This is a genomic window from Pseudomonas sp. KBW05, from assembly GCF_003852405.1.
In the GTDB taxonomy this organism is placed as follows: domain Bacteria; phylum Pseudomonadota; class Gammaproteobacteria; order Pseudomonadales; family Pseudomonadaceae; genus Aquipseudomonas.
Window position 1 is genome coordinate 161,636 of record NZ_QAJM01000007.1, and the last position, 12,258, is coordinate 173,893.

The 12,258-nt window shown below is 61.9% G+C and carries 9 protein-coding genes; 3 read left to right on the forward strand and 6 right to left on the reverse strand.

What is annotated here, in order from left to right:
- The first annotated feature begins 254 nt into the window (after positions 1-254).
- A complete protein-coding gene (locus DBR46_RS06515) occupies positions 255-464 on the forward strand; it encodes a DUF6124 family protein (protein ID WP_124525478.1) in 210 nt (69 codons plus the stop codon).
- 99 nt (positions 465-563) lie between these two features.
- Here DBR46_RS06515 and trxC read toward each other — a convergent pair whose 3' ends face one another.
- The 5 genes from trxC to DBR46_RS06540 all read right to left on the reverse strand — a co-directional run bounded on the left by trxC (position 564) and on the right by DBR46_RS06540 (position 9,526).
- A complete protein-coding gene (gene trxC / locus DBR46_RS06520) occupies positions 564-998 on the reverse strand; it encodes a thioredoxin TrxC (RefSeq protein WP_124525479.1) in 435 nt (144 codons plus the stop codon).
- A 25-nt stretch (positions 999-1,023) separates the two neighbouring features.
- The gene (gene selO, locus DBR46_RS06525; RefSeq protein ID WP_124525480.1) at positions 1,024-2,487 is read right to left on the reverse strand and encodes a protein adenylyltransferase SelO; all 1,464 of its coding nucleotides are present in this window, start codon (positions 2,485-2,487) and stop codon (positions 1,024-1,026) included.
- A gap of 48 nt (positions 2,488-2,535) precedes the next feature.
- A complete protein-coding gene (gene mscK, locus DBR46_RS06530; protein ID WP_124525481.1) occupies positions 2,536-5,874 on the reverse strand; it encodes a mechanosensitive channel MscK in 3,339 nt (1,112 codons plus the stop codon).
- Between the two features lie 49 nt (positions 5,875-5,923).
- On the reverse strand, positions 5,924-7,666 hold the full coding sequence (locus tag DBR46_RS06535; protein ID WP_124525482.1) for a potassium/proton antiporter: 1,743 nt from the start codon (positions 7,664-7,666) through the stop codon (positions 5,924-5,926).
- Positions 7,667-7,900: 234 nt separating this feature from the next.
- Positions 7,901-9,526 carry a methyl-accepting chemotaxis protein gene (locus tag DBR46_RS06540; protein ID WP_124525483.1) on the reverse strand — a complete coding sequence of 542 codons (1,626 nt, stop codon included), beginning with the start codon at positions 9,524-9,526 and terminating at the stop codon, positions 7,901-7,903.
- A 266-nt stretch (positions 9,527-9,792) separates the two neighbouring features.
- Here DBR46_RS06540 and DBR46_RS06545 point away from each other — a divergent pair, with 266 nt between their 5' ends.
- Together DBR46_RS06545 and DBR46_RS06550 are read left to right on the forward strand one after the other, a co-directional pair.
- Positions 9,793-10,023, forward strand: a complete 231-nt coding sequence (locus DBR46_RS06545; RefSeq protein ID WP_124525484.1) for a hypothetical protein — start codon at positions 9,793-9,795, stop codon at positions 10,021-10,023.
- Positions 10,020-10,313 (forward strand): cell division protein ZapA, encoded by a 294-nt coding sequence (locus DBR46_RS06550; RefSeq protein ID WP_124525485.1) that lies wholly within the window; start codon positions 10,020-10,022, stop codon positions 10,311-10,313. Before DBR46_RS06545 ends, DBR46_RS06550 begins: the two co-directional genes overlap by 4 nt.
- Here the strand turns inward: DBR46_RS06550 and DBR46_RS06555 are convergent.
- Positions 10,310-12,112: an acyl-CoA dehydrogenase gene (locus DBR46_RS06555; RefSeq protein WP_124525486.1), complete on the reverse strand. Its 1,803-nt coding sequence runs from the start codon at positions 12,110-12,112 to the stop codon at positions 10,310-10,312. The genes DBR46_RS06550 and DBR46_RS06555 overlap by 4 nt on opposite strands.
- Between the last annotated feature and the right edge of the window lie 146 nt (positions 12,113-12,258).

Below are 12,258 nucleotides of genomic sequence, written 5' to 3' on the forward strand. Positions count from 1 at the left end.
ACGCCAGAATCCGCCGGCTTGTGCGTCTGGAGGGGTGTCTCTTAAGGTTCTCGGGCCGCTGAATTCTCAGTGGTCGGGTTTAGTAGCCCAATCAAACGACAGCATGTGCAAGGCTCCAAAATCTTATGGTAGCTGTGCGCAGGGCACCTTCGGGTGCGCCGGTTTTGCTTTCGTTCCCGGTCTACTAACCTGCGTACAGCTGCCGCCCTCGTTTAGTAGCGAACAGGTGGTGGCCCTATCAGAGAACGAAAAGCATGTTATTCACCATAACCCCCAATCTGCCCACCGAAACCCTCGTCCTCAACAGCTACGAAACCTTCTCTTCCGTGCGCACCCTGCTGCTCAATCTGTCCAACGACCTCACCGGCGAACACCGCGACGTGGCCCTGGCGATCCATCAATTAAGCGAGCTAGGTGTCCTGCTGGTCGGCCAGATGATGGACCGCGAAGCCCCACTGCCCTAAACCTGCAATGCGATCAGTGTGGGAGCTGGCTTGCCTGCGATAGCTTTGGTGAATTCAACACCGTCATCGCAGGCAAGCCAGCTCCCACATTTGACCGAGTTACACGCCCTGGCTGCGCAACCAGGCCATCAACTGCGGCAACGGAAACGCCCCGCTCTGGCGCGCCACTTCGCGGCCGTTCTTGAACAGGATCAAGCTAGGAATCGAACGAATCCCCAACTGTGCCGACAGCTGTTGATTGGCCTCACTGTCCAGCTTGGCCAACCGGCATTTACCCACCAGTTGCCCGGCCGCCTGCTCAAACACCGGCGCAAACGATTTGCACGGCCCGCACCAGTCGGCCCATACATCCACCAGCAACGGCAAATCGCCTTTGATCTGGCTGGCATAGTCGCCTTGCTTCAGTTCGAAAGGCTTGTTCAACAACACCGGTTGCTTGCAGCGCCCGCACTTGGGCGTGTCGCCCAGGCGTTCGCCGGGGATGCGGTTGAGGCCGTTGCAATGCGGGCAAGGGATGACGAGAGGGTCGGACATGAGGGCTCCTACAGTAATTGAAAGGTTACGACGAACAACTAATCTCCAAATGCTTACCCCAATCCGGCGGCCGCTGCGCGTACTGCTCCATCCCCGGTTGTTCTTCAAACGGTTTGCTCAGCACCTCATGCAGTCGCCGCACTTCACTGTAGTCCCCGGACTCGGCAGCGGTGATGGCGTTCTGCGCCAGGTAGTTGCGCAGGATGTACAGCGGGTTCACCGCGTGCATCCGCTCGCGGCGTTGTTCTTCGCTGGAATCCCCGTCTCGCTCTACGCGGGCCTTGTACAGTTCGGCCCAGGCATCAAACCCGGCCATGTCGACAAAATCATCGCGTAGCTTCGCCACGGCCAGCGCCGCCGACTCATTCCCCAGGCGGCGGAAGAACAGCGTGTAATCCACGGCGCTGTTCTGCATCAGCTTCAACAGGCGCTCCACCAGTTTCTGGTCGTCTTCTTCGGCGGTAGTCAGGCCCAGGCGGCGGCGCATCAAGTCCAGGTAGTTCGCCTGGTACAACGGCAGGTACAGCCCAAGCGCTTCCTTCAACGCATCCACGCTGATGAACGGCGTCAATGCCTGCGCCAGTGCGCTCAGGTTCCACTGCCCGATCGGCACCTGGTTGCTGAAGGAATAGCGCCCTTCATGATCGGAATGGTTGCAGATGAAGTGGGCGTCAAAGTCATCGAGGAATGCAAACGGCCCGAAGTCGAAGGTGATGCCCAGGATCGACATGTTGTCGGTGTTCATCACCCCATGGCAGAAGCCGTAAGCCTGCCATTTGGCGATCAACTCGGCGTTGCGCTCGACGATTTCGCGGAACATGGCCAGATACGGTTCAGGCTGCTCACGACATTCCGGGTAGTGCAGGTTCAGCACGTGCTCAGCCAGCAGCGCCTGCTGCTCGGGCTTTTTGGTGTAGTAGAAATATTCGAAATGCCCGAAGCGGATATGGCTCGGCGCCATGCGCAATACCATCGCGCCACGTTCCTGCTTCTCACGCCACACCGGGGTGTCGGAGCCGATCACGCACAGGGCACGGCTGCTGGGGATGCCCAGCGCGTGCAGGGCTTCGGATGCGAGGAACTCGCGGATCGAAGAGCGCAGCACCGCGCGCCCATCGCCCATGCGCGAGTAAGGCGTTTGCCCGGCGCCCTTGAGGTGCAAGTCCCAATGCTCGCCGGCCGCGTTGTACACCTCGGCCAGCAACAAGCCACGGCCATCACCCAGTTGCGGGGTATAGCCACCGAACTGATGCCCGGAATAGACCATCGCCCGTGGCTCCGCTTCTGCCCACAGCTTGTGCCCGCCAAACAGCTCGGCGAATACCGGCGTCTCGGTCACGGCCGGGTCGAGGTCGAGCAGGGCCATGGCGGCAGTGCTCGCTGCGACCAGGCGCGGGGCGTCGAGGGGTTCGGGCAGTACGTGGGTTGAGAACGCGTCGCCCAAGCGTGCGAAACGGTTGTCGAAGGTCAGTTCGTCGAGGGCTTTCACCGGCCATCTCCAGCAGAATGTCCGAGCATTCTGCTGGGGATAGCGCGGTTAGTCGAGTTTGCTCGGCGGTGGTTCGGTGACGCCGCCGTCGTTGGCGGGCTTGGCCGGGCTGTCGACTTCCACCAGTTTGTATTCCTGGCCGTGAAGGTTCTTGAGGTAGACCTCCATCTGGCGGAACGAGATGTTGATGTGGTGGTTCTTGAACTCGCGGTTGATAAAGCGGTTCACCTCGTCGATCACCGGGTTGCGGTCACCGAGGTCGCGCACGTGCATGCGCAGTTCGTGGTCGAGGGTGCTTTCGCCGAAATTGAGGAAGTACACATGGGGTTCGGGTTCTTTGAGGACGCGCGGGTTTTCCCTGGCGGCCTTGAGTAAGAGTTCCTTCACCAGATCCAGGTCAGAGCCGTAGTCCACGCCCAGTTTCAGGGTGACGCGGGTGATCGTGTCGGTCAGCGACCAGTTGATCAGTTGCCCGGTAATGAACGTCTTGTTGGGGACGATAATGTCCTTGCGGTCAAAGTCGGTGATCGTCGTCGCACGGATGCGGATCTTGCTCACCGTGCCCGACAGGTTGCCGATGGTGATGGTGTCGCCAATCCGCACCGGGCGTTCGAACAGGATCATGATGCCGGAGATAAAGTTGGCGAAGATCTCCTGCATGCCGAAACCCAACCCCACCGACAGCGCTGCCACAAGCCATTGCAACTTGTCCCAGCTCACGCCGAGGGTGGACAGCGTCGACACAAAGCCGACGCCGGCAATCACGTAGGATAGCAACGTGGTGGTCGCGTACGCGCTGCCCTGGGCCAGGTCCAGCTTGGACAGCACCAGCACTTCCAGCAAACCGGGCAGGTTGCGCGCCAGGGCGAAGGTGATGCCGATGATGATCAGGGCGCCGAGCAGGTCGCCGATGCTGATCGGCACCATGCTGATATTGGCGCCCGTGCCGCTGGTGTATTCGTACAACGTGACGTTATCCAGATACGAAAACACCGAGATCAGGTCCGACCACACCCAGTACAGCGCCGCGATAAAGCCGCCGAGCAGGGCCAGGCGGATCAGGCGCATGGACTGTTCGTTGACCTGCTCGATGTCCAGGGTGGGCTCCTCGATCACCGTTTCGCCGTCACCGGCTTCCTTGGCCGCCTGGCGTTTGGCCAGGGCGCGCGCATAGGCCAGGCGCCGTGCGGCAACGCCCAGGCCACGCACGAAGGTGGCTTCGATCACCAGCCAGAACATCAGCAAGTACAGGGTGTTAATCAACCGGTCGCTGAGCTTGAGCGCGGTGTAGTAGTAGCCAAAGCACACGGCGATAAACAGCGCGATGGGCAGGGCGGTAAACAGCACACCGACGGCTTTGCGGAACAGCGAGGCCTTTTCGTGGGCGGGGCTGTGCAGCAACAGGCGGCCCAGCAGCCAGGCCATCAGCGCGTAGCACAGCAGCACCACGCCGATGCCCAGCACGTCGTCGGCCAGCGCTGCCGGTTGGTGCTCGGCGATGGCCACCACGGCCACCAGTGCCAGCACCACCAGGCCGAGCTTGCGCACCCAGCCTTGGAGGAATTCGACCTGGGGCTTTTCCCAGCGGAAGTGCAGTTCGGCCACGCCGCCCGGCGCGAGGATGCGGTAGGCGGTGTAGAACACCATCCACGCCTGGGCGATCTGCAACAGCGCCGCGCCGAGGTTGGCGTTTTGCCCGCGGGCGTCGATCTGTAGCGCATAGCCGCACAGCGCCAGGCCCAGGGACACCGGCATCGCCAGCAGGATATTGATCAGGATGGCCTGGGGCGTGTGCCACTGGCTGTCGCGCTTGAAGTGGCCGATGTCCTGGTGGACTTTGTTCAGGCGCTGATAGAGATTTTTTCGCCGCCACAGCAGCGCGCCGATCAACAACAGCAGCGGCAGGAACAGCAGCGGGCGCTGGGTCAGGCCGTCGTACAACTCGCTGACGCTGGACGCCCAGGGCAGGGTGGTGACCTGCTTGCTCAGGTGCGCCGGTACGGTTTCCAGCCACTCGGTGTCCAGCGGCTTGTTGCTGGGAATCCAGAACATCTGCTCGTCGAGCGTCGCGCGCAGCGTGGTGGCGGTGCTCAGCAGTTGCTTCTGGTTGAGTTGCAGGGTGATCGATTCATTCAGCAGCGCGCTCAGCTCACGGCTCAGGCGTTCCAGCAGGTCGCTGCGGGTGATCGCCAGTTCCAGCAAGGTACGGCGCAGTTGAGGGGTGACGTCTTCCGGCGCCTGGTTTGCCAGGAGGTTATCCACATAGGTGCTCGGCGAGCTGATCAGTTCGCGCTGCTGGTTGACCTCGAACTGGTACAGGCGAATGTTGGCGATGTCGTCCGCCAGGTCGCGGTCCACGGTGAGGCGCGGCAGGGCCTGTTTCTGTTTATAGAGGATCTTCGACAGCAGCAGGCTGCCCTTGAGCACGTTGATCTGCTCGTCCAGGGCGGCGTCGCTCTGGGTCACGGTGTCCAGTTGCTGCTTGGTTTGCAGGTTCTTCTGGGTCAGGTCGTTGAGGCGGTCGGTGCTTTTAAGCAGGTAGTCGGACAGTTTCAGGTTGGCCGCGCTTTCGGTGGCGAGCAGGCTGCTGCCGCCGGCCTTTTGCGCTTCGATGGATTGTTGCGTCACCGTTTGCTGCGACTGCGCCAGGCGTTTCTGGTTGATCAGGGTTTGCAGGTCCTGGATTTCTTGCTCCAGGCGCGCGGTTTTTTCCACCACCAGGTCGTGCTGGCTGTTGCCCAAATCCTGCAGTTGGCTGTTGCCGGCCAGTTCCTGGCGGCGCAGCGGGATCAGCGCGTTGAGGGCGGCGAGTTCGGCGTTCAGTTGGTTGCGCTGGTCGCTGCTGAGGGTTTTACCGTTGTCTTTGCCGGCCTTGAGGATCGAATTGATCTGCAGGATGCGCGTCTGGCTGCTGCTGATTTCGGTCTGGGCGCGCTCGGGGCGGGTCTGGGCGGCGATGGTCAGGCTGTTGGCGTCGGCCAGGTCTTTTTGCAGGTCGCCTTGCTGGGTGGTGCGCTGCACCAGCAGTTGCTCCAGCTGCGGCACCGGCAGGCTGGCGTAGCGTTGTGCCACTGGGATGACTTTGGTGGCCTTGAGCCGGGTCAGTTCGCGCTGGTTTTCGACGGTCTGGCGCGGCGCGTCTTCGAGCTGGCGCTTGAGGTCCACCAGGCGCTGCTCGTAATCCTGCTTGTTGCCCAGGTAGGTCAGGGTCTGTTGCAGGACGTTCTGCAACGCCTTCATGTCGGCGTCGGGCAGCTTGCGGTCGGGCAGCTTGTCCAAAGATTGCTGGATAGCGTCGGCGCTGGGCGGGTCGGCCGCGTGGACGGTGCCGACACAAAGGGTCAGGCCCAGCAGGGCAGTGGCGAGGAACGTGCGCAGGATTGGCATAGAGACCGGTCGTGCAAGGTGAAGAATCGGGGCGTTGTCGCCCCGCAGTTTAGAGGAAGAGTCCGGGGCCCGGGCGACTTCCTTCGGGGAATCTGACGCCCACTTTGCCGATCTTGTTCCCGTCCATGACCGCGACGGTCCAGATGGTGTTGTTCCATTCCACCTGGTCGCCGACGATGGGCGCGCCGCCGACTTTCTGGGTGATGAAGCTGCTCAGTGGCATATCCGGGTCGATGCCTTCGAGCTTCAGGCCGTACAGGGCGGAGACCGCGCCCAGCTGGGCGTCGCCTTCCAGTACGAAGTCACCGAAGAAGCGCAGGTCGAGGCCGCGTTGCGGTGCCTGGCTGAACAGTTTGCCCAGGGCCGGCAGGTTGTGTTCGTGGCCGATCACACAGAGCAGGTCGCCGACTTCCAGCACCGTACTACCCGACGGATGGAGCAGTTGCTGGCCGCGGAACAGCGCGGCGATCCGCGTGCCTTCGGGCATTTTCAGTTCGCGCAGGGCGGCGCCGATGCACCATTTTTCGGCGCCGAGGCGGTACACGAACAGCTCCCACTCGCTGGTGACGTGCACTTCCAGGGCCGCGCGGGAGATTGGCGCCGGGTCAGGCGGGACGGTCACCTTGAGCAGCTTGGCCACCCACGGCAGGCTGGTGCCCTGTACCAGCAGCGAGACCAGCACGATAAAGAACGCCAGGTTGAAGTACAGCTGCGCATGGGGCAGCCCGGCCATCAGCGGGAACACCGCGAGAATGATCGGCACCGCGCCGCGCAAGCCCACCCAGGCGATAAAGCCTTTTTCCCGGCCGTGGAACGCCTTGAACGGCAGCAGGCCGACCATCACCGACAGCGGCCGTGCAAACAGGATCATCCACAGCGCCAGGCCCAGGGCCGGCAGGGCAATCGGCAGCAAATCATGGGGCGTGACCAAAAGGCCCAGCACCAGGAACATGCCGATCTGCGCCAGCCAGGCCATGCCGTCGAGCATATGCAAGATGCCATGCCGGCTGCGCACCGGGCGGTTGCCGATCACCAGGCCGCACAGGTACACGGCGAGGAAGCCGCTGCCGTGCAGGGCGTTGGTCACGGCGAAGACGAACAGGCCGCCGGCGATCACCAGGATCGGGTACAGGCCGGTGGCCAGGTTGATGCGGTTGACCATTTGCAGCATCAACCAGCCGCCGCCCAGGCCGACGACGCCGCCGATACCGAATTCGCGCACCAGGTGCGTCAGCAGGCTCCAGTGCAGGCCGGTCTGGCCGCTGGCGAGCATGTCGATCAGGGTCACGGTGAGGAACACCGCCATCGGGTCGTTGCTGCCGGATTCGATTTCCAGGGTGGCGGTCACCCGTTCGTTGAGGCCCTTGCCACCCAGTAGCGAGAATACGGCTGCGGCGTCGGTTGAGCCGACAATGGCACCGATCAGCAAGCCCTGGATGATATTCAGGTCAAACAGCCACGCCGCCGCCATGCCGGTGAGGCCGGTGGTGATCAACACCCCCATCGTGGCCAGCGACAACGCCGGCCAGAGTGCCACGCGGAAACTCGCCACCCGTGTACGCAAACCACCATCGAGCAGGATCACCGCCAGGGCGAGGTTGCCCACCAGGTAGGCGGTCGGGTAATTGTCAAAGATGATGCCGCCGCCATCGACGCCGGCGACCATGCCCACGGCCAGGATGATCACCAGGATCGGGATGCCCAGGCGGGACGAAAGAGAACTCACCAGAATGCTCGCACTCACCAGCAACGCGCCGATCAAGAACAGGCTGTTGATGGTCGTCGCATTCAAAGGCAGTACTCCATGGGCAAACAAGACGGGGCGCAAACTGACCATGCAGTCTGCGTGCCAGCGATTCTAACCTGTTGAATTGCTGCGCTGTCAAAAAGCTTTTGCAGGTTGGCGAAGATCCAATGTGGGAGCGGGCTTGCTCGCGAAAGCGGTGTGCCAGTCAATGCATCTGGCGACTGATACACCGCATTCGCGAGCAAGCCCGCTCCCACATTTTTGACTCAGGTGTGTCAGTCAGAGGCGGAAACGGCCCACCATCCCATTCAAATCCACCGCCAATCGCGACAACTCACTACTCGCCGCGCTGGTCTGGCTGGCACCCGTCGCCGATTGCACCGACAGATCGCGGATGTTCACCAGGTTACGGTCCACTTCTCGCGCCACTTGCGCCTGTTCTTCCGCTGCGCTGGCGATCACCAGGTTGCGTTCGTTGATCTCGACAATCGCCGTATTGATGGTATCCAGCGACAACCCCGCACCTTTGGCGATATTCAGCGTCGATTCCGCACGTTCGGTGCTGTTGCGCATCGAATCCACGGCGTGCTCGGTGCCGGCCTGGATGCTGCCGATCATTCGCTCGATCTCGCTGGTGGACTGCTGGGTGCGGTGGGCCAGTGCGCGCACTTCGTCGGCGACCACGGCAAAACCACGGCCGGCTTCACCAGCGCGGGCAGCTTCGATGGCGGCGTTGAGGGCCAGCAGGTTGGTCTGGTCGGCTAGGCCGCGAATCACGTCCAGCACCTTGCCGATATCCCGCGACTCATTGGCCAGGTCGCCAATCAGTGTGGCGGTGGCCTGCACATCACCGCTCATGCGTTCGATGGCGCTGACGGTCTCTTGCACCAAATCGCGGCCGTCACCGGCGGAGGTGGTGGCGTTGCGCGAGGCTTCGGACGTGCTCACGGCATTGCGTGCCACTTCTTCCACGGCACTGGTCATCTCGTTGACGGCAGTGGCGGCCTGTTCGATCTCGTTGTTTTGCTGGGTCAGGCCACGGGCGCTTTCGTCGGTGACGGCGTTCAGCTCTTCGGCGGCCGAGGCCAGCTGGGTGGCGGAACCGGCGATGCGTTGCAGGGTGTCGCGCAGTTTGTCCTGCATCTTGGCCATGGCGGCGAGCAGGCGCCCGGCTTCGTCGTTGCCATCGACTTTGATCGGGCGGGTCAGGTTGCCTTCGGCCACTTCTTCGGCCGCTTCCAGCGCTTGGGCGATGGGCACGGTGATGCTGCGGGTCAGCAGCCAGGCGAACAGCACCGTCAGTGCGGTGGCGAGTGCCAGCAGGCCGACAACCAGGTTGAAGGCCAGGTCGTATTGATCCTTGGCCTCTTGGTTGGTGACTAGCGCCATCTTGTTGTTGATATCCAAGAGGCGCGCCAGCACTGCGTTGACCTGCTCGGAGTTGCTCAGCAGCTCGCTGTTGATCAGGGTGCGCAGGGCTTCCACCTGATTGGTCTGGGACAGGCTCTTCATGCGCGTTTCAATCTGGCGGTACTGGCCGAGCAGGGTGACGTACTCGTCGTAGGCCGCGCGCTCTTCACGGCTGTCGATGAGTTTTTCGTAGATGGCCTGGGCGGCGCGAATCTGCTGGTCGCGCAGTTCGAAGGTGTCCAGGGTCTTTTGCTGTACATCCGGCTCGCGGTTGGTCAGCAGGCGGTATGACAGCACGCGCAGGCGCAGGGTCAGCTGGGTGAACTCGTCGAGGGCGCGAATGCTCGGCACGCTGGACAGGGTGATGTCTTCGGCGGCGCCGCGGATCTTGCTCATCTGGTTCAAGGCGAACACACCGAGAAACAACATGAGCGCGCCGATAAACGCGAAGCCGAGAAAGGCACGCGGCGCGATATTCATATTACGAAGGGACATGCTGGAATCCTGGGGAGAAGCGCGATCCGTGCGGCCATGAGAAGGGGGATGCTTCTCTATCGGTCGTACGACTAAAGTCTAAAGGGGGGCGTGCGTTTTTGTCGCATCCGATGAGCTTCAGGAACCAGATCGGCGAATTGCAGTCACTAAGGCTCGAAAGTGCGGCCCGGCCCATAAAAATCGGGCTGCGCGCCGGGGATAACCCTGGCATCCGAGGTGAATTTTCTTTATCGTCACCGCCCTTTGAAAAAGCCCGAGAAATCAAAATGTTAGAAGCATCCCTCAGCCAATTGGAACAACTGGTCAGCGACCTGGTACAGCAGAACCAGGATCTGCTGGGCAGCAACGAATCCCTCAAGGCCGAACTGGCCCGCGCCAAGGATGAGAACGACAGCCTGCAATTGAGCCTGATGGAGCAGGAAGAAAAACAAGGCGCGACCGCTGCCCGTATCCAGGCGCTGGTTGAGCGCGTGAGCGCAGGTCCTGTCGGCGCATGAATGAAGGGATAAAGGTCGTTTCGATTCTCGGAGAGGATTACTCGATCAAGGCGCCAGCCGGGGAAGACAAAACCCTGATGCACGCCGTGACCATGCTCAAGGCCTCCCTGGCCACCACCAAGAAGAAGTATCCGACGCTGATCGGCGACAAATTACTGGTGCTGGCGGCGCTGAACCTGTGCGCCGAGCAGATCGAAATGCAGCAGGCGCACCAAGAGGAACTCGACCGTTACCAAGAGCAAGTCAGCGCCACGGTCGATGTGATTTCCAAGGCGATCGGACAGCCTTAGAACCATTCGTCCTGCATCGCGAGGCACGTATCATCGCGTGCCTCCAGAATCGCCAGTTCATGATGGCAGCCCGGTACTTCCCAGGTCAGGAAGTAGCGGGCGGCCTGGAGCTTGCCTTTATAGAAGGCCGCGTCGGCCGCATTGCCCCTGGCCAGCCCTTCTTCGGCGCGAATCGCTTGTTCCAGCCAGCGCCAGCCAATCACCGTGTGCCCAAACACCTTCAAGTACAGCGCCGAGTTCGCCAGGCTGCTGTTGACCTTGCCCTGGGCGAGATCCGTGAGCAGGCCGAGGGTGACGCTTTGCAGGCGGTTGACCAGGTGTTCCAACGGTTCCCGTAGCGCGGTCAGCGTCGGGTATTCCTGCGCCCGGGCGCCGGTTTCGGCGATCAGTCTGATGAGTTGCTTCAAGCCTGCACCGCCGTTCTGCGCCAGCTTGCGCCCCAGCAAGTCCAGGGACTGGATGCCGTGGGTGCCTTCGTGGATCGGGTTCAGGCGGTTGTCGCGGTAGTACTGCTCCACCGGGTATTCGCGGGTGTAGCCGTGGCCGCCGAGGATCTGGATCGCCAGTTCGTTGGCCTTGAGGCAGAACTCCGACGGCCAGGATTTGACGATGGGGGTGAGCAGGTCGAGCAGTTCGTGGGCCTGCTTGCGCTCGGCTTCGGCGGCCAGGGTGGTGGTGTCGTCGAACAGGCGCGCGGCGTACAGGCCGAGGTCAAAGGCGCCTTCGACGTAGGCTTTTTGTGTGAGCAGCATGCGTTTTATATCGGCGTGCTGAATGATCGATACCGGTGCAGTCGTAGGATCTTTGCTATCCGGAAGGCGGCCCTGGGGACGCTCGCGGGCGTATTCCAAGGAGTACAGGTAGCCGGCGTAACCCAGCATCACCGCGCCCATGCCCACGCCGATACGCGCTTCGTTCATCATCTGGAACATGCAACTCAAACCCTGGTGCGGCTTGCCCACCAGATAGCCGACACAGTTGCCGTTATCGCCGAAGTTCAGCGCAGTAGACGTGGTGCCGCGCCAACCCATCTTGTGGAAAAGCCCAGCCAGCAACACATCGTTGCGCTCGCCCAGGCTGCCGTCGTCGTTGACCAGGAACTTGGGCACGATAAACAGCGAAATGCCCTTCACCCCGGCGGGGGCGTCCGGCAGCTTGGCCAGCACCATGTGCACGATATTTTCCGACAGCGGATGGTCGCCGCCGGAGATGAAGATCTTATTACCCTTGAGTCGATAGCTGCCGTCAGCCGCAGGTTCTGCGCGTGTACGAATATCCGACAACGATGAGCCTGCATGGGGTTCGGTCAGGGCCATGGTGCCGAAGAAACGCCCGTCGATCATCGGTTGCAGGAAGCGTTGCTTCTGCTCCTCGGTGCCGAAGCTTTCGATCAGGTTGGCGGCGCCCATGGTCAGGAACGGGTAGGACGTGGACGCGGCGTTGGCCGATTGGAAGTGCGCAAAGCATGCCTGGGAGAGCAGGGTAGGCAACTGCATGCCACCGGCTTCGAAGCTGCGCGCGGCGTTGAGGAAGCCGGCTTCCAGGAAGGCATCGACGGCCGGCTTGACCTCGGGAATCAGGATGGCTGCGCCGTTTTCGTAGCGCGGTTCGTTTTCGTCGTTCTTGCGGTTATGGGGGGCGAAGTGCTTTTCGGCGATGCTGCGCGCGGTGCTGATGGCCGCATCGAAGGTTTCCCGATTGTGCTCGGCAAACCGCTCGCGCTGGGTCAGGCCCTCGGCATCGAGGACTTCGTACAGCTCGAAAGCCAGATTGCGGGAACTGAGCAGCGTCTCGGACATGGCGGCTTACCTATGTGGGAATAGGGCCGAGTCTAAGTGCGCAAATGGAGGGTGGATAGCAAGATTGATTTGGGTGATGGAGGGGCAAAACGCGAATAGGGGAGAGAAACGCGGTCCAAATGTGGGAGCGGGCTTGCTCGCGAATG